Here is a 17,171-nt window from a genome sequence, read left to right on the forward strand (position 1 = left end):
CCAGGTCGGGCCAGCCAATCCGCCTGTGTCCGTGCACACATCTTGGCGACTTGCCTACGATGGGCAGGGGAAAGGCGTCCGACGTGGGCGCGCCGCGATACAGGTGATGAGGTCTATCCAGATGGTGCTGTCCCGACTGCTCCGCTCCGGCGAGGGCAAGATGCTCAAGCGCCTCCGCAACATCGCACAGCACATCAACCACCTGGAAGACGAGGTGGTGGACCTCTCCGACGCCGAGTTGCGGGGCAAGACCGAGGAGTTCCGGAAGCGCTACGCCGAGGGCGAGTCGCTGGACGAACTGCTGCCGGAGGCGTTCGCCGTGGCCCGCGAGGCCGCGAAGCGCACCCTGGGCCAGCGCCCGTACGACGTCCAGATGATGGGTGGCGCGGCGCTGCACCTCGGCCAGATCTCCGAGATGCGCACGGGTGAGGGCAAGACGCTGACCTCGGTCATGCCCGTCTACCTCAACGCCATCGCCGGCAAGGGCGTCCACGTCATCACCACGAACGACTACCTGGCCAAGCGCGACGCGGACTGGATGGGCCGCGTTCACCGCTTCCTGGGCATGTCCGTCGGCGCGATCCTCTCCGAGATGACTCCGGAGCAGCGACGCGCGTCGTACAACTCGGACATCACCTACGGCACGAACAACGAGTTCGGCTTCGACTACCTGCGCGACAACATGGCGTGGAGCCTGGACGAGTGCGTGCAGCGCGGCCACTACTTCGCGATCGTCGACGAGGTCGACTCGATCCTCATCGACGAGGCTCGCACGCCGCTGATCATCTCCGGTCCGGCCGAGCAGTCCGCTCGCTGGTACACGGAGTTCGCGCGCCTGGTCCCGCGGATGCGCGGCATCGACGTCACCCAGCTCTCCCAGAAGGACCGCATCGAGGTCATCGAGGAGAAGTCGAAGTCGTTCCACTACCAGTACGACGAGAAGAAGCGCACGGTCGCCGTCACCGAGCTCGGTGTGGAGTTCATCGAGGACCAGCTCGGCATCGACAACCTGTACGAGGCGGCGAACACGCCGTTGGTGGGCTACCTGAACAACGCCCTCAAGGCGAAGGAGCTCTACAACCGCGACAAGGACTACATCCTCCGCAACGGTGAAGTCATGATCGTCGACGAGTTCACGGGTCGTGTGCTCTCCGGTCGCCGTTACAACGAGGGCATGCACCAGGCCATCGAGGCCAAGGAGAACGTCGAGATCAAGGCGGAGAACCAGACTCTCGCCACGATCACGCTGCAGAACTACTTCCGCCTGTACGAGAAGCTCGGTGGCATGACCGGTACCGCCGAGACCGAGGCGGCCGAGTTCCACCAGACCTACAAGCTGGGCGTCGTCGGAATCCCGACGAACCGCCCGCCGCAGCGCAAGGACCAGCCCGACCTCGTCTACAAGAGCGAGGAGGCGAAGTTCGAGGCCGTCGCCGACGACATCGCCGAGAAGCACGAGAAGGGCCAGCCGGTCCTGATCGGCACGACGAGCGTCGAGCGCTCCGAGTACCTCTCGAAGCTGCTGGTGCGCAAGGGAATCCCGCACGAGGTCCTGAACGCGAAGCACCACGACCGCGAGGCGCTGATCATCGCGAAGGCCGGCCGCAAGGGCGCCGTCACCGTCGCGACGAACATGGCCGGCCGCGGTACCGACATCGTGCTGGGCGGCAACCCGGACATCATCGCCGACCACGAGCTGCGCGACCGCGGCCTCGACCCGGTGACCACGCCGGAGGAGTACGAGGCCGAGTGGGCCAAGGTCGTCGAGGAGCTGACGACCCAGGGCAAGGCGGAGGCCGACGAGGTCCGCGAGGCCGGCGGTCTCTACGTGCTCGGCACCGAGCGCCACGAGTCGCGCCGCATCGACAACCAGCTCCGCGGCCGCACCGGCCGTCAGGGCGACCCCGGTGAGTCGCGCTTCTACCTGTCCCTGCAGGACGAACTGATGCGCCGCTTCAACGCGTCCATGGTCGAGATGGTCATGACGCGCCTGAACGTGCCGGACGACGTGCCGATCGAGCACAAGATGGTCACCCGCGCCATCCGCAGCGCGCAGACCCAGGTCGAGCAGCAGAACTTCGAGATCCGCAAGAACGTCCTCAAGTACGACGAGGTCATGAACCGCCAGCGCACGGTCATCTACGCCGAGCGCCACCGCGTTCTCGCCGGTGAGGACCTGCGCGACCAGGTCGAGCACATGATCGAGAGCGTCGTCGAGGAGTACGTCAACGGCGCCACCGCCGACGGGTACGCCGAGGACTGGGACTTCGAGAAGCTCTGGACCGCTCTCAAGACCCTCTACCCGGTCTCGCTGGACGCGAAGGAGATCCTCGAGTCCGATGAGGACGTGACGCGCGAGTACCTGCGCGATCTCCTCGTCGAGGACGCGATGAACGCCTACCGCGCCCGCGAGGCCGACATCGACGCCCGAGTCGGCGAAGGCGCCATCCGTGAGCTGGAGCGCCGCGTCCTGCTGTCCGTCCTGGACCGCAAGTGGCGTGAGCACCTGTACGAGATGGACTACTTGAAGGAGGGCATCGGCCTGCGCGCGATGGCGCAGCGCGACCCCCTCATCGAGTACCAGCGCGAGGGCTTCGAGATGTTCAACGCGATGCTCGACGCGTTGCGCGAGGAGACCGTCGGCTTCCTGTTCAACCTCCAGGTCGAAGCGGCCGAGCCGGAGCCCGTCGCCGAGCCCCAGGTCCCCGTGGCCCTGGGCGCGGCACCGCAGGCTCTTCCGCAGGTCTCCGGCAACGGCGGTGGCGGCGGTGCGCGCGCTCGTGCCCGCGCCGCGGCGGCCGCACAGCAGCAGGCGCAGCGGGAGCCCGAGGCGCCCGCTGGCCCGGCCATGGCCCAGCTGGCCAGTGGCAACGCCATCCCGCCCGCCCTGCGCGGCAAGGGTCTCGGTGGCCCCGGCCAGCAGAACCTGAACTACAGCGGCCCGGCTGAGGACGGCGGCGTGGAAGAGCACGCCGAGGCGAGCGGCGCGGCCGGCCAGCAGGGCGGCACCCGCAAGGAGCGCCGCGAGGCGGCCCGTCAGGCCGCGAAGAACCAGCGCAAGCCCCGCTGACCCGCACCACCACCGCGTGGGCCGTGTTCCTCCGGGAACGCGGCCCACGCGGCTTTCCAGGCCCTCATTCCAGCACCGTGAACGAGGTGAACCACCACCTCCCGCTCCGGTGCTCGGCCCGTCCGGCCACGGCCAGCACCCGCCCCTCCCTGCGCACGGTCACCGAGACCTCTGCCGCGAACCGGGACGGATGACAGACCCTGGGCGCGCGCACCATCCGCGTGGTCCGAGGACGAACCAGCCCGCCCAGCCGAGCGGCCAGAACGGGCACCGCGACCTCCCGCAGCAGCCGGGTGGCCCGACGTCCGTCCAGCACCTCCAGCACGACCCCGACGAGCCGTGAAGCGTCGAAGGCGGGCGGGGGCGGTTCCGGCACCGGCACCCAGACGGGCCTGGGCCGTGGCCGGGGAATCACGAAGCCGCCGGAGACTCCGACCGGAGGCTCGTAGGCGGGCAGGCGGCGAACGACTGGGGGCATGCCGAACCTGGCGCGCCGACAACGACATCAGGACATCGGGCACCCGAAAGTGGGTACCGTCCTGCAGGTGCTGAAAGCCCTGGTGCTCGACTACGGCGGCGTCCTGACCGACCCCGGCGAGGACAACCCCGCCGAACCTCCGCTGCTCACCGCGCTGCGCAAAGCGAAGGCGCACGGCCTCAAGACCGCGCTGCTGTCCAACGCGGACGGCTGGTGGCACCCGCCGACCGTCTACACCGGCCTGTTCGACGCCGCGATCATCTCCGGCGAGGTCGGGCTCGCGAAGCCGGACACCGAGATCTACCTGCTCACGGCGAGGAAGCTGGCCCTCGAACCCGAGGAGTGCGTCTTCGTGGACGACCTGGCGGTCAACGTCCGCGGCGCTGCCGAGGCGGGCATGGTCGGCGTCCACCATCGGTCGACACGGTCCACCCTCGAGGAGCTGGAAATCCTGCTAGCGATCGCGCTCCGCGATTGAGGGTTCACCCCGCAGCGTCATTGCCCATTATTCGGCAAAGCACTACCGTCGATTTGGTCAGTAGCCGATTGCATAGGGGAGAAAATGCGAAGAATTGTCGCTTGTGTTGCAGTCGCCATTGCAGCCACGGCAATTGCATCACCCGCGCAGGCGCAGGAACGCGGTTGCTACGAGGACTACCTGCGGGACGGGCGCACCATCGAGGTCTTCTGCGACGAGGGCAGGCCGGGCCGCTTCCGGGCCGTCGCGCACTGCACGAACGGCCTGGGCGTCTGGGACCAGTACGGGACGATCGGCCGGGTCAGGGGCGAGCCGTCAATCGCGGCCTGCACGTCACTGCTGGGCTACCCGCGGGTCAACGGGTACCACGTCGACTGGCTCTGAGCGGGTCACTGGGCCCGGCGCACGAGTTCGAAGCAGAGCACGGCCGCCGCTGACGCGACATTCAGTGATTCCACGCCCGCCGCCATCGGAATCGAGAGCCACGACGTGATGTGTGGACGCACGTCGTCGGTGATTCCGGACGTTTCGCTGCCGAGCACGAATGCGGAGCGCGACGAAAAAGAGGCGGAATAAATCGTGTCGGAAGCGTGGGAATCCAGCGCGTAAAGCGGAAATCCGGACGCGCGCAACAAAGCCGAGGCCTCCGCCGAGGTGCCGCAGCGCAGCACGGGCGCTCGGAAAGCCACTCCGGCGGAGGCCTTCACCACGAGCGGGTCGATCGAGGCGACGCCCCGGCGCGGCACGACGATGCCGTCGATGCCCGCGGCGGTCGCGGTGCGCAGGATCATGCCGACGTTCGCGGGCGTGGTGATGCCGTCCAGCACCAGAACGGACTTCAGCCCGCCCTCTTCGAGAGCCAGCGCCAACGGCTTCATGCGCGGCGCCACGACGTCGGCGAGCACGCCCTGGTCCTGCTTGCCGTTGCCCGCCAGCACCTTCACGCGCTGCGCGGTCGCCCGCTGCACCTGGACCCCGCGCGAACGGGCCGCGTCGATGATCTCGTGCGCGGCCGCGCCTCGGGCCGTGTCGGCGAGCACCACCTTGTCCACCGTGAGCGCAGGGTCGTCCAGCGCTTCCAGCACTGGCTTGCGGCCGTAGACGGTGACGAAGCGGTCCTTGGGCGAGATCTCCACCGGAAGAGAGTGCCAGAGGCAGGCGCACAGGGCTCAAACGGGTGAAGAGCTCCACTAGAGCCGTTCGGCCCTTGTGTTTCGGATCATATCGATGATGATCGTCACATGACGGCAGGTATGCGCAGCGTCGCGCAACGTCAACATCTCGCGAGCGGTCAGGACTCGGATGTGTTCATCCGGTCGGACGGGCTGCTCGTCAAACGCACGCGCACCGGCCGTGACCTGCGGCGCGAGGCCGAGATGATGTCGTATCTGAGCGGCTTCGGGATCCCCGTGCCGCGCGTGCACGAGGCCACCGCCGACGAACTCGTCATGCAGTACGTGCCCGGCCCGCGGATGTCCGAGGAGATCGGCCGCAAGCCGTGGCTCGCGGGCGGTCTCGGCGCGGAGCTCGCGGACCTGCACCACCGCCTCGACCTCATCCCGGCACCGGATTTCCTGAGCGGCGAGGGCAACCTCCTGCACCTCGACCTGCACCCCGGCAACGTCGTGCTGGGCCCGGAAGGGCCCGTGGTGCTCGACTGGGCAAGTGCGACCAAGGGCGACCGCAGGCTCGACGTGGCGCTGAGCTGGGTCTCGCTCGCCGTCGCCCACCTCGCGCCGGTCATGAAGCTCACGCGGTGGCGGTTCCTCCGGTCGTTCATGGCCAACGTGGACCCGAAGGCGGTCGAGGCGATCCCGGAGGCCGCGCGCATCCGGCTGGAGCGGCACGACCGTGATCCGCGCGAACGCGCCGCACTTCAGAAGTTGATGGACCGCGAACGCCACTAGGCTAGGTCGTATGCCGGACCGACTGTCAGCGCTGGACGCCTCGTTCCTGTACCTGGAGGACTCCACGACGCCGATGCACGTCGGTGGCGTGGCGGTGTTCCGCCGGCCCAAGGCCGGTTTCGACTACGACAAGCTCGTCGACCTCATCGAGCAACGCCTCAGCCTCGTGCCGCGCTACCGGCAGAAGGTCGTGCAGGTCCCCGGCCGCATCGCGCGCCCGGTCTGGGTGGACGACCCGGACTTCGACGTCACCTACCACGTGCGCCGGTCCGCCCTGCCCAAGCCGGGCAACGAGACGCAGCTGGACGACCTGGTCGCGCGCCTGATGTCGCGCCCGCTCGACCACTCCCGCCCGCTGTGGGAGATCTACCTGGTCGAGGGCCTGGAGAAGAACCAGACCGCGGTCATCACCAAGACCCACCAGGCCATGATCGACGGCATCGCGTCGCTGGAGATCGGCCAGGTCATGCTGGACGTGTCGCCGACGCCGCGCACGAACGTCGAGAACCTCTGGATGCCGCAGCCGGAGCCCAGCTCGCTGCAGCTCGTGGCCGACGCCGTCACCGACATCGTGCAGCGGCCCGGCGAGCTCGTGGAGAACGTCCGCAGCGCAGCGCTCGACACCGTCAACACGGTCGAGAAGGTCTTCAACGCGTTCGGCGTGCTCGCGAGCGCCGTCCGCACCGTGGCGACGCCCGCCTCCGGCAGCCCGCTGAACGTCCGGATCACCTCGCCGCAGCGCCGGTTCGCCGTCGCCCGCGCCCAGCTCGACGACCTGCGCGCCATCCGCAAGCAGCACGGCGGCACCGTCAACGACGTGGTGCTCGCGGCGCTGAGCGGGGCCCTGCGCAACTGGCTGCTCAGCCGCGGCGAGAACGTCACCGGCAGCACCACCATCCGCGCGATGGCGCCGCTGTCGGTCCGCGAGGCCGACCCGGACTCCGGCAACAACGTGAGCGCATACCTGGTCGATCTGCCGGTCGGCGAGCCGAACCCGGTCGTGCGCCTGCACCACGTGAGCCACGCGATGCGCGCACACCAGGAGTCCGGCCAGTCCGTCGCCGCCGACGCGCTGGTGAAGGTCTCCGGCTTCGCACCGCCTACGCTGCACGCACTCGGCGCACGCGCCGCCAGTTCGTTCAGCCGCCGGCTGTTCAACGTGATCGTCACCAACGTTCCGGGCCCGCAGGTTCCCCTGTACGCGGCGGGCGCGAGAATGACCGAGATCTTCCCGGTCGTCCCGCTCGCCAAGAACCAGGCGCTGGCCATCGGGGTGACGTCGTACGACGGCGGTGTTTACTTCGGGTTGAACGGCGACCGCGACGCCATGTCCGATGTGGACGTTCTCGCGACCATGGTCGAGGAGTCGGTGGAGGAACTGATGGGGACGGCGAGCGCATGAGGGTCTACATCCCGGCCACGGTGCCGATGCTGCGCGCGTTCGTCGACAGCGGCGAACTCGCTCCGGTCACCGGCACGGCGTTCGCGCTGACGCCGGCGCTGCGCGAGTCCTACGCGGCGGGCGACACCGAGGAGCTGGAGTACTCGGCGATGCTCGACGCCGCACGGGCTTCCCTGCGGTTGCTGGCCGCCGACGAGAAGGCGGAGCCGCGTCGTGCGGTGATCGCGGTGGACGTGGACGACGTGACGCTGCGTCCGGACCTCGACTTCTCGGTCGTGAAGGTCGCCGGCTCGTTCACGACGAAGGACGTCGCGGCGGTGCACCTCGACACGGCCGAGGCCGAAGCGGACGTGCGCGCGGCGGCGGACGTCATCGACGCCGCCGACCTGGGCGACCCGGACGCCGAGTTCGCCCTGGGCAGCGCCGAGGACCACGAACTGGCCTGGTACGCGGCGCAGGAACTGCCGTTCGTGCTGGAGCTCCTCTAGTCCCGCCTCTGGTCGTGCACCTCGGGCAGCGCTTCGAAACCGGCTGCCCGATAGGTGGCGACCGCGCCGACGTTCGAACTCGGCGTGCAGACGAGCGCGCTGGACGAGCCGAGCTCGCGCAACGCCGCCGCCCCGGCGACCGTGATCGCCTTGCCGAACCCCTTGCCCCGATGGTCGTGGTGCACGCCCATCGGTTCGATCAGCCCTGGCCTGCCAGGGCCCGCCGACCACACGGTGATCGCCGCCACCGCGACGCCCCGGTCGAGCGCGACCAGGCTTCGGGCGTCGGTGTACGGCAAGCCGACCGCCATCGCGTGCCAGCGCTCCTCGGTGAACGTCGACTTCTCGAACGACGCCCGGATCACGGCCGCGTGCACATCGGCCTGGTCATGTCCGATGACCTCGATCGGCACATCGGGATCCAGCAGCTGGGCACCGAGACGAAGGCGCAGCGGCGTCCACGGCACGTCGGACTGCCAGCCGCGTTCGAACATCAGCTCCTGGAACCGCGTGCCCCGCGGGGACTCGACGTACACCGTCCCTGTGGGAAGGACACCGCGTTCGGGAGCGCAGATGTCGTCGGCCAGTCGCAGCGCCAGTTCCTCGTCCTGACGGGCGTCCGGCGCGATCGTGAACCGCAGCAGGTCGGCGCCGTCCAGCAGCCCGACGGCGACGATCTGCCCATCACCGCGCCAGATCCGGACCGCCGCGGCCGCCTCCTTGGCGCCGAACCGCCGGTACCAGCCGAGATCTCCCGGATGGAGCTGGAACGGCAGGTCGTCGTGCTGCCACTCGCGCAGCGCCCGCACGGCCTCGTCGAACACGATCACATTCCTTCCGCGGGCTCCCACAGCTCGATCCGGTTGCCCTCGGGGTCGACACACCACCCGAACCGGCCGAACTCCGAGTCCTCGGTGTCGGGCAGCACCTCGACGCCGCGCGCCTTCAGCTTCGCCATCAGCGACAGCAGGTCGTCCACGCGCAGGTTCAGCATCGTGCGCTGGTGGGGTTCGCCGATGTAGGGCGTGTCCTGGGCGAACAACGCCATCGTCGTGGTGCCGGGGAACTCGTTCGTCGCCGTGTCGAGCCAGTGGAAGGTGACGGTGCCCTTCTCGCTCATCGGCACGCCCAGGTTGTCGCGGTACCAGGCGGCCAAGCGCACAGGGTCCCTAGAACGCAGGAAAACCCCGCCGATGCCAGTCACCCGCGCCACCCGACGGACCCTACTACCGCGTGCCACGATGGGGGAATGGACGCCGTCACGTCTGCACCCGAACCGGTCAACGAGCCCGTGCGCACCTATGCACCCGGTAGCGCCGAACGGACGAGTCTGCAGGCACGCATCACCGAGCTCGAAGGCACGTCGCACGAGCTGACGATGACCATCGGCGGTCAGCAGCGCATGGGCGGCGGCGACCGCATCAACGTCGTGCAGCCGCACGACCACAGGCACGTTCTAGGTGTGACGGCGCAGGCCACGAACTCCGACGTCGCGGACGCCATGCGCGCCGCCCAGCACGCCGCACCGGGCTGGCAGGAGCTGCCGTTCGACGAGCGCGCCGCGGTCATGCTGCGGGCGGCCGACCTGCTCGCCGGTCCGTGGCGCGACACCCTCAACGCCGCCACGATCCTCGGCCAGTCCAAGTCCGTGCAGCAGGCCGAGATCGACGCGGCGTGCGAGCTGATCGACTTCCTGCGCTTCAACGTCCACTTCGGCCGCAGGATCCTGCAGGAACAGCCGATCTCGTCGCCGGGCGTCTGGAACCGGATGGACCACCGGCCGCTCGACGGGTTCGTCGTGGCGATCACGCCGTTCAACTTCACCGCCATCGCGGGAAACCTGCCGCTCGCGCCCGCCCTGATGGGCAACGCCGTGGTGTGGAAGCCGTCGCCGACGCAGCAGCTGGCCGCGCACTTCACCATGGCGCTGCTCGAAGAAGCCGGCCTGCCGCCAGGCGTGATCAACCTCGTCACCGGCGACGGCCAGGCCGTGAGCCAGGTGGCGTTGCGGGACAGGTTCTTCGCCGGACTGCACTTCACCGGTTCCACGCGCACGTTCAAGGCGTTGTGGCAGACCATGGCGGGCAACCTCGACAACTACCGCGCCTATCCGCGCGTCGTCGGCGAGACCGGCGGCAAGGACTTCGTGCTGGCACACGCCTCCGCCGATCCACGTGCGCTCGTCACCGGACTGGTGCGCGGTGCGTTCGAGTACCAGGGCCAGAAGTGCTCCGCGGCCTCACGTGCGTACATCGCGCGTTCGTTGTGGGACGGCGGAGTCCGCGAACAGCTGCTCGACGTCACGAAGTCGTTGTCCTACGGCGATGTCACGGACCTGTCGGCGTTCGGCGGCGCCGTGATCGACCACCGCGCGTTCGCCAAGCACGAGGAGGCGCTGCTGATGGCCTCCGCGTCCACTTCGGTCGAGGTGCTGGCCGGCGGCTCGTGCGACGACTCGGTGGGCTACTTCGTCGATCCCACGGTGCTGCTCGGCACCGACCCGCACCACGACATCTTCACGACGGAGTACTTCGGCCCGATCCTCGCCGTGCACGTCTACGAGGACGCGGACTTCCCGAAGATGATGGAGATCATCGACACCTCCACGCCGTACGCGCTGACCGGCGCCATCTTCGCGCGCGACCGCGTGGCCGTCGACCAGGCACATCGCGCCCTGCGGTTCGCCGCGGGCAACTTCTACGTCAACGACAAGCCGACCGGAGCCGTCGTCGGGCAGCAGCCGTTCGGCGGGTCGCGCGGCTCCGGCACCAACGACAAGGCGGGCTCGATCTACAACCTGCAGCGCTGGACGAGCCCGCGCGCCATCAAGGAGACCCTGGTGCCGCCGACGGATCACCGCTATCCGCACATGGGTTAGTTCTGCGGTTTCCAGCCGGTGGCCTCGGTGAGCTTCGTGCTCACCACCCGCTGCGAGCGTCCGAACACCTCGAACGCCGCGGCGAACCTGCCGAAGAACTTCGGCAGGCGTGTGATTCCCATGTCCCGCTTGAGAACCGGCGTCCCGACGTTGTAGATGCCCGCGGGAGCGTCGAGTGCGGCGACGGCCGCGGCCGCCGCGTCACCGGGGTGCACGACCGACATCCAGCCGTCGCCGACGAGCACCGGCGGTGACATGGCGTCGCCGCCGATCAGCATCCCGAAGCGCAGGAACACACCGCCGGGGTGCGCGAGGACGTTGTGCTGCGCCTGCACCGAGCTCGCGATGTGCCCGACGGGCTTGATCGGCGCGCTCTCGTCGAGCTCCCGGTCACCGCCGTCCGCGTAGACGAACGAGATGCCCTCCTGCACGATCCGCCCGACTCCGGCCGCCCTCGCGGCCTCGACCAGGGCGGCGGTGCCCTCGGTGCGGATGCGGTCGTTGTCCGCCCAGGTGCTCGCCAGCACGGCCTTCGCGCTGAGCGGGATGCGGGTGGCGAGGTTGACGACGGCGTCGTAGCCCGTCAGCGCCACCGCCAGCTGATCTGCGTCGAACAGCGAGGTCGTGTGCCGGTCCAGCACCCCGACCTCGTGCCCCGCCGTCCGCAGCCGCGGCACCGCTTCCCGTCCCAGAACGCCCGTCGCACCGATCACGAATACCTTCATGACCAGTGGACGAGACAGCGCGTCAGGATGTGACAAGCCGCTGGAAGGCCTGCTGCGCCTTGCCCAGTCCGATCTGCGACACCTGCGACGAGTTGGCCTTCGGCAGGTCGACGATGATCGAGTAGGACTCGGTGGCGTTGACGGCGACGGTGTAGATGGACTGCATGACGCCGGGCCGGACGACGAACGAGATCGCCGTCGAGTGACCCTTGATGAGCATCTCGCCAGACGCGTTCGCCGGCTTCTCGAAGGCGCCCAGAAACGCCACCACCACGAACATGTCCGAGTCGGTGCCGGTGTTGCCCTCCTGGTAGACGCAGGACCGCGGAATGGCGGGATCCGGCGCCGGTGTGCCCGCCAGTGGGGTGTCGAAGTCCGCCGCGACCAGCAACTGGCACGGGTCGGCAGGCAGCTTGCGCGCCGTGTCGATGCGCGGCGACGTGGTGACGACCGTCGTCTCGGTGGTGGTGGTGGTCGTGGTCGTGGTCGGCGGTGCCGCCACAGGGACCGCTCCGCAGCCCGCCACCAGGAACAGCAACGGCAGTAGGCGCTTCACCTGGGCAGCCTTCCCATCGCCTTCGCCGCCAGTCCCTGCGTGACCTGCCCGACCACGTTGAGATCGTGGCTGCGCTGCAGGACCTTCAGCCCGACGAGCTGCCCGTCCCGCACCTCGACGACGGCGTCGCACGTGACCTCGCCCGAGGCGTCCACGCACTTGCTGGTCAGTGGACGGTCATCGCTCTCGCCGGGCTGACCGCCGTCGATCACGGCGCCGTAGCCGCCGTCGGACAACAGCTTCTGCGACTCGTCCGCGAACTTCGCGTTCAGCAGCGTCAGCCGCACGGTCAGCGAGTCGAACGGGAAGTCGCACGACCGGTCTGTCCTGGTGGGGGAGCCGTTCATCTGTCCGGCGTCGCCGGACTGCAGCAGCGAGCAGGGGTCGGTGTCCTCGAAATCCTGGGCGGGCGTCTGCGCGGTCGAGCAGGCCGTCAGGGCGAGGAGCAGCACCGGAAGCAGTCGGATCATGAGAACAACCTTTGCACCACCGCGACGGACGACGTGCGGGCGACCGACCCCACGTCGTAGTTGCCAGGGATCTTCTCGGCTGTCATCACCAGCACGCGGTCCGCCGCGAGCTCGGTCACGGTGACACCGATGCTGTTCGACGGCTCGCTGGTGAAGTCGGTCTCCACGCCCCACCACGCCTTGCGGCCCTCGACCGTGAGGTCCGAGCCTTCGTTCACGCGGATCTTCGCCTGCTCCAGCGACTCGTTCTCGACGCTCATCCACACGATCTGGCCCTCGATCGACCACCGGCAGCTGAGCGGCTCGTTGAGCGGTTCCGGTGCCTTAGTGAAGGGCTTCCCGAAGTCCGGCTCGGCGAGCAGCGTGCAGGCGTCGACGGTGGCGAGGTCACGCAGCTTCGGTGCGGCCGCGGGAGCAGGAGGTGGTGCGGGCGTCGAGCACGCGGTCAGCGCGACCAGCAACGCCACAGCCCCCAGGCGTGTGTTCATGCGGGAAGTGTGACTCATGACGTCACCGGCAGGCGGTCGAGCGCGAACTTGATCAAGGTGGTGCGCTGGAACAGCAACCATCCCTCGTTCGCGCCGGGCATCCGCGTCTTGACGGTCAACGACCGCGCGTAGCCGACGGCAGCCCACACGCCGCAGTCCAGTTCGGACGCGTCCGTGTCACAGCCGAACCACATCGTGTGCCCGTCGATCTCGCCCTGATGACCGTTCGGATGGGCCTTCTTGACCTCGTCGTACTCGATCTCCTCCAGTCCGACGAGGACGGTCAGGTCGCCGGCGGGGAAACCCCAGGTGTACCGGCAGAACCCTGGGGTCTTCTGGTCGGGCGTGGGCACGACCGCGGTCGCGTTCATGAGCGGGCTGCTGCCGTCCACCGGTATCGCCTTGCACGTGTCGAACGCGGCCAGGTTCCGCGGCTTGTCGATGCGCGGTGACGTGGTCGGCACCGGCTTCGGCGGTGGTCCGGGGATCTCGGCGGTGCACGCGGTGAGGGCAGCGCACAGCGCGACGACCCCCAGAACTCTCCTCATGCGGAGAGTGTGACTGAGCCGCGCAACCTCAATCCGTGTAATCGTCCATGCCGGCACGGGACGCGAGCAGCCGCCGCAGCGACGTGAGGCGGCCCGGCGCGTCCGGCACGAGTTCGTCGAGCATGCAGCCGGGATCCTCGGGCGCGCCCAGGTGACCGCAGCCGGGCGGGCACTCCTCCGCGGCCTCGGCGAAGTCCGGGAAGGCCTTCACGATGTCGTCCGGCGTGATGTGCGCGAGGCCGAACGAGCGGATGCCCGGAGTGTCCACGACCCAGCCGCCCTCGGGCAGGCGCAGTGCCACGGCCTGGGTGGAGGTGTGGCGGCCCTTGCCGACGCCGGACACCACGCCCACCGCGCGGTTCGCGTCCGGCACGAGCTTGTTGACCAAAGTGGACTTGCCGACGCCGGAGTGGCCGATCAGGCACGACACCGTGTCCGCGAGCCTCGCGCGCAGCGCGGCCGGTTCCTCGTCGGAGCGCGTCACGATCACCGGCACGTCGAGCTCGGTGTAGAGCGCCAGCAGCGAGTCCGGGGAGGCGAGGTCGGACTTCGTCAGGCACAGCACCGGTTCCAGGCCGCCCGCGTACGAGGCGACCAGGCACCGGTCGATGAAACCCGTGCGGGGCGGGGGATCCGCCAGCGCGACGACCATGATGAGCTGGGACGCGTTCGCGACGACGACGCGTTCGAACGGGTCCGTGTCGTCCGCGGTCCTGCGCAGCACCGAGGTCCGTTCCTCGACGCGCACGATGCGGGCCAGCGTGTCCGGCTGGCCCGACGTGTCACCGACGATGCCGACCTGGTCGCCGACCACCACGGGCGTGCGGCCCAGTTCGCGCGCACGCATCGCCGTGACGATCGCGCCCGACTCCATCGTGCACGTCCAGCGGCCGCGGTCCACGCCGATCACCATCGCGGTCTCGGCGTCGGCGTGTTCCGGCCGCTTCTTGCTGCGCGGCCGCGTCCCCTTGCCGGGGCGCACGCGCACGTCGGACTCGTCGAGCTTGCGCCAGTCCTGCTTGCTCACTTCTACGCGCCCCCGGTGAGCATGGCGTTCCACATCCCTGGGAAGTCGGGAATCGTCTTGGTCGTGCTGCCGATGTCGTCGACCGACATGCCCGGCACCACCAGGCCGATGATCGCACCCGCGGTGGCCATCCGGTGGTCGGCGTAGGCCTTCCACACACCACCGTGCAACGGCCGCGGGTCGATGATCAGGCCGTCCTCGGTCTCGGTCGCGTTGCCGCCGACCGCGTTGATCTCGTTGACGAGCGCCGCGATCCGGTCGGTCTCGTGGCCGCGGATGTGCGCCACGCCCCGGATGATCGTGCGGCCCTCGGCCAGCGCGGCCAGTGCGGCGACGGTCGGCGTGAGCTCGCTCTCGTCGCGCAGGTCGATGTCCACGCCGGACAGCTTCGCCGGTCCGCGCACGGTCAGACCCTGGTCCGACACCTCGACCGCACAGCCCATGCGCTCCAGGATGCCGCGCACCGCGTCACCGGGCTGGGTCGTGACGGAAGGCCAGTGCGGGATCGTCACCTCGCCGCCGGTCACCGCGGCCGCCGCCAGGAACACCGTCGCGTTCGACAGGTCCGGCTCCACGTGCCACGTGCGCGCGCTGATCACGCCGGGCTCGACGTGCCACACGTTCGCAACGCTGGTGTCGACCTGAACGCCGACCGAACGCAGCGTCTGGACCGTCATCTCGATGTGCGGCAACGAAGGCACGGGCTTGCCGTCGTGGCGGATCGTCACGCCCTTGTCGAAGCGGGCACCGGACAGCAGCAGCCCGGACACGAACTGCGACGAACCCGACGCGTCGATCGTCACCTCGCCGCCGGGCACCGACCCCGTGCCGTGCAACGTGAACGGCAGCGCGTCGCCTTCGATCTCCACGCCCAGCGACCGCAGCGCACCCAGCACGGTGCTCATGGGTCGCGTACGGGCGTGCGGGTCGCCGTCGAACCGGATGCCGCCCTCGGCCAGCGCGGCGGCGGGCGGCAGGAAGCGCATGACCGTGCCCGCGAGACCGCAGTCGACGTCGGCAGGCCCGCGCAGCAGACCGGGCATGACGTCCCAGCCGCCGTCCTCGCGATCGGCGATCCCGACGCCGAGGGACGACAGCGCGGCGGCCATCAGCACCGTGTCGCGGCTGCGCAACGGCGCGTGGACCGTGGACGGCCCGTCGGCCAGCGCCGCGAGCACCAGAACGCGGTTCGTGATCGACTTCGAGCCGGGCACCGGCACCGTCGAGTGGACTGGGCCGGACGCGCTGGGGGCTGACCAGTGCTGAGTCATGCACAGATGATCCCGCATCCGTCCTGGGACAGTTCGCACTGGTGTGCGGGACGTGGGATTATCGCAACTTCGGAGGTGATCGGTTTTGTGCGGTAGGTACGCCTCCACCAAGGACCCGGCGCTGCTGGCGGCCGAGTTCGACGCGGTGGACGGGACCGGCGACGAGGCACCGGGGGCGGACTACAACATCGCCCCCACCAAGCACGTCATGGCCGTGGTCGAGCGGCAGCCGGAGGACGAGGAGCTGGAACGCAGCGTTCGCGTCATGCGCTGGGGCCTCGTCCCGCACTGGGCCAAGGACCTCTCCGGTGCCGCCAAGATGATCAACGCCCGCGCCGAGAGCGTGCTGACCAAGCCCGCGTACAAGCAGTCGGCGATCAAGCGGCGCTGCATCATCCCCGCCGCCGGTTGGTACGAGTGGCAGCCGGCCGAGGGGCGCAAGCAGCCGTACTTCATGACGCTCGGGGACGACACGTCCCTGGCGATGGCGGGCCTGTGGTCCGTGTGGTGGAAGGACGACGTTCCGACCGTCACGTGCGCTGTGCTCACCACGGAATCCCTCGGCGCGTTGGCCGAGGTGCACAACCGCATGCCGTTGCTGCTGCCTCAGGACCGCTGGTCGGCGTGGCTCGATCCGACGTCGCTGGACCCGTCCGAACTGCTGACCCCGGACCTGTCGATCGTCGAGGCACTGGAGTTGCGCCCGGTGTCGACCGATGTGAACAGCGTGAAGAACAACAACGCCTCCCTGATCGAACGCGTGGAGCTGCCGTGACCACGCTGTTGGTGGACACGCCGCACGGCCCCGCGAGGGCCTCACTGCACTGTGCCCACGAACCGCGTGCGGCTCTGCTCCTGGGCCATGGCGCCGGTGGCGGCGTCGAGGCCCCGGATCTGGTCGCCGCGTGCCGCGCCGCGAACTCCGTCGGCGTGCACGTGGCGTTGATCGAACAGCCCTACCGCGTCGCGGGCCGTCGTGCCCCGGCGCCGGCGGGTCAGCTCGACACCGCCTGGTTGTCCGTGGTCGAGGACCTGGGCGAACGCTGGTTCGACGGCCTGCCCCTGGTGTTCGGGGGCCGGTCGTCGGGCGCGCGCGTGGCCTGCCGCACGTCGGTCGAGGGCCAGGCCGTGGCGGTGCTGTGCCTGGCGTTCCCGGTGCACCCGCCGGGCAAGCCGGAGAAGTCCCGGATGGCCGAACTCGACGGGGTCGAGGTCGCCACGCTGGTCGTGCAGGGCGAGAACGACCCGTTCGGCCAGCCCGAGGTCGCCCACCACCGCGAGGTCGTGCTGCTCAAGGGCGATCACTCGCTGAAGGCGTCCGTCGCGGACGTGGGCCGCTACGTCGGCGAGTGGATGGACCGCGTGCTGCGTCCGCTCGACTAGCG

20 protein-coding genes are annotated in these 17,171 nt (G+C 69.4%); 9 read left to right on the top strand and 11 right to left on the bottom strand.

The window, feature by feature from the left end; genetic code table 11:
- The first annotated feature begins 121 nt into the window (after nucleotides 1–121).
- Nucleotides 122–3,070 (top strand): preprotein translocase subunit SecA, encoded by a 2,949-nt coding sequence (gene secA / locus SK854_RS12375; protein WP_319975212.1) that lies wholly within the window; start codon nucleotides 122–124, stop codon nucleotides 3,068–3,070.
- Nucleotides 3,071–3,134: 64 nt separating this feature from the next.
- On the opposite strand, the gene SK854_RS12380 is transcribed toward secA, so the two are convergent.
- The gene (locus tag SK854_RS12380; protein ID WP_319975213.1) at nucleotides 3,135–3,548 is read right to left on the bottom strand and encodes an Rv3235 family protein; all 414 of its coding nucleotides are present in this window, start codon (nucleotides 3,546–3,548) and stop codon (nucleotides 3,135–3,137) included.
- Nucleotides 3,549–3,615: 67 nt separating this feature from the next.
- Here SK854_RS12380 and SK854_RS12385 point away from each other — a divergent pair, with 67 nt between their 5' ends.
- Nucleotides 3,616–4,026: an HAD-IA family hydrolase gene (locus SK854_RS12385; protein WP_406601767.1), complete on the top strand. Its 411-nt coding sequence runs from the start codon at nucleotides 3,616–3,618 to the stop codon at nucleotides 4,024–4,026.
- Nucleotides 4,027–4,110: 84 nt separating this feature from the next.
- Nucleotides 4,111–4,410: a hypothetical protein gene (locus SK854_RS12390; protein ID WP_319975214.1), complete on the top strand. Its 300-nt coding sequence runs from the start codon at nucleotides 4,111–4,113 to the stop codon at nucleotides 4,408–4,410.
- 5 nt (nucleotides 4,411–4,415) lie between these two features.
- Here SK854_RS12390 and SK854_RS12395 read toward each other — a convergent pair whose 3' ends face one another.
- A complete protein-coding gene (locus SK854_RS12395) occupies nucleotides 4,416–5,162 on the bottom strand; it encodes a TrmH family RNA methyltransferase (RefSeq protein WP_319975215.1) in 747 nt (248 codons plus the stop codon).
- Between the two features lie 105 nt (nucleotides 5,163–5,267).
- Between SK854_RS12395 and SK854_RS12400 the strand changes: the two genes are divergently transcribed.
- From SK854_RS12400 to SK854_RS12410, 3 genes are read left to right on the top strand one after another with little or no spacing between them, the layout of a single operon-like run.
- A complete protein-coding gene (locus SK854_RS12400) occupies nucleotides 5,268–5,933 on the top strand; it encodes a phosphotransferase (RefSeq protein ID WP_319975216.1) in 666 nt (221 codons plus the stop codon).
- Nucleotides 5,934–5,943: 10 nt separating this feature from the next.
- Entirely contained in the window at nucleotides 5,944–7,335 is a 1,392-nt protein-coding gene (locus SK854_RS12405; RefSeq protein ID WP_319975217.1) for a WS/DGAT/MGAT family O-acyltransferase, read from the top strand.
- Entirely contained in the window at nucleotides 7,332–7,823 is a 492-nt protein-coding gene (locus SK854_RS12410) for a DUF6912 family protein (protein ID WP_319975218.1), read from the top strand. Before SK854_RS12405 ends, SK854_RS12410 begins: the two co-directional genes overlap by 4 nt.
- Here SK854_RS12410 and SK854_RS12415 read toward each other — a convergent pair.
- Together SK854_RS12415 and SK854_RS12420 are read right to left on the bottom strand one after the other, a co-directional pair.
- Entirely contained in the window at nucleotides 7,820–8,647 is an 828-nt protein-coding gene (locus SK854_RS12415; protein ID WP_319975219.1) for a GNAT family N-acetyltransferase, read from the bottom strand. The genes SK854_RS12410 and SK854_RS12415 overlap by 4 nt on opposite strands.
- Nucleotides 8,648–8,649: 2 nt before the next feature.
- A complete protein-coding gene (locus SK854_RS12420) occupies nucleotides 8,650–8,985 on the bottom strand; it encodes a VOC family protein (RefSeq protein WP_402911711.1) in 336 nt (111 codons plus the stop codon).
- 87 nt (nucleotides 8,986–9,072) lie between these two features.
- Here SK854_RS12420 and pruA point away from each other — a divergent pair, with 87 nt between their 5' ends.
- A complete protein-coding gene (pruA, locus tag SK854_RS12425) occupies nucleotides 9,073–10,701 on the top strand; it encodes an L-glutamate gamma-semialdehyde dehydrogenase (protein ID WP_319975221.1) in 1,629 nt (542 codons plus the stop codon).
- Here pruA and SK854_RS12430 read toward each other — a convergent pair.
- Genes SK854_RS12430 through aroA form a run of 7 tightly spaced genes read right to left on the bottom strand, consistent with a single transcriptional unit; the run spans nucleotide 10,698 to nucleotide 15,786 of the window.
- The gene (locus SK854_RS12430) at nucleotides 10,698–11,426 is read right to left on the bottom strand and encodes an NAD-dependent epimerase/dehydratase family protein (RefSeq protein WP_319975222.1); all 729 of its coding nucleotides are present in this window, start codon (nucleotides 11,424–11,426) and stop codon (nucleotides 10,698–10,700) included. The two genes, pruA and SK854_RS12430, sit on opposite strands and share 4 nt — an antisense overlap.
- Nucleotides 11,427–11,448: 22 nt before the next feature.
- Nucleotides 11,449–11,982, bottom strand: a complete 534-nt coding sequence (locus SK854_RS12435; RefSeq protein WP_319975223.1) for a hypothetical protein — start codon at nucleotides 11,980–11,982, stop codon at nucleotides 11,449–11,451.
- On the bottom strand, nucleotides 11,979–12,452 hold the full coding sequence (locus tag SK854_RS12440) for a hypothetical protein (RefSeq protein WP_319975224.1): 474 nt from the start codon (nucleotides 12,450–12,452) through the stop codon (nucleotides 11,979–11,981). Before SK854_RS12440 ends, SK854_RS12435 begins: the two co-directional genes overlap by 4 nt.
- Nucleotides 12,449–12,940, bottom strand: a complete 492-nt coding sequence (locus SK854_RS12445) for a hypothetical protein (protein ID WP_319975225.1) — start codon at nucleotides 12,938–12,940, stop codon at nucleotides 12,449–12,451. The genes SK854_RS12440 and SK854_RS12445 overlap by 4 nt, the downstream gene beginning before the upstream one ends.
- A 14-nt stretch (nucleotides 12,941–12,954) precedes the next feature.
- Complete coding sequence (locus tag SK854_RS12450) at nucleotides 12,955–13,488, bottom strand: hypothetical protein (protein WP_319975226.1); 534 nt, start codon at nucleotides 13,486–13,488, stop codon at nucleotides 12,955–12,957.
- A 28-nt stretch (nucleotides 13,489–13,516) separates the two neighbouring features.
- Nucleotides 13,517–14,515 carry a ribosome small subunit-dependent GTPase A gene (rsgA, locus tag SK854_RS12455; RefSeq protein WP_319975227.1) on the bottom strand — a complete coding sequence of 333 codons (999 nt, stop codon included), beginning with the start codon at nucleotides 14,513–14,515 and terminating at the stop codon, nucleotides 13,517–13,519.
- 2 nt (nucleotides 14,516–14,517) lie between these two features.
- On the bottom strand, nucleotides 14,518–15,786 hold the full coding sequence (aroA, locus tag SK854_RS12460) for a 3-phosphoshikimate 1-carboxyvinyltransferase (RefSeq protein WP_319975228.1): 1,269 nt from the start codon (nucleotides 15,784–15,786) through the stop codon (nucleotides 14,518–14,520).
- Nucleotides 15,787–15,871: 85 nt separating this feature from the next.
- Between aroA and SK854_RS12465 the strand changes: the two genes are divergently transcribed.
- Together SK854_RS12465 and SK854_RS12470 are read left to right on the top strand one after the other, a co-directional pair.
- Nucleotides 15,872–16,561, top strand: a complete 690-nt coding sequence (locus SK854_RS12465; RefSeq protein WP_319975229.1) for an SOS response-associated peptidase — start codon at nucleotides 15,872–15,874, stop codon at nucleotides 16,559–16,561.
- Nucleotides 16,558–17,169, top strand: coding sequence for an alpha/beta hydrolase family protein (locus SK854_RS12470; protein WP_319975230.1), 612 nt, complete (start codon nucleotides 16,558–16,560; stop codon nucleotides 17,167–17,169). The genes SK854_RS12465 and SK854_RS12470 overlap by 4 nt, the downstream gene beginning before the upstream one ends.
- Nucleotides 17,170–17,171 lie beyond the last annotated feature (2 nt).

This window comes from Lentzea sokolovensis (genome assembly GCF_033949975.1).
GTDB lineage: Bacteria > Actinomycetota > Actinomycetes > Mycobacteriales > Pseudonocardiaceae > Lentzea > Lentzea sokolovensis.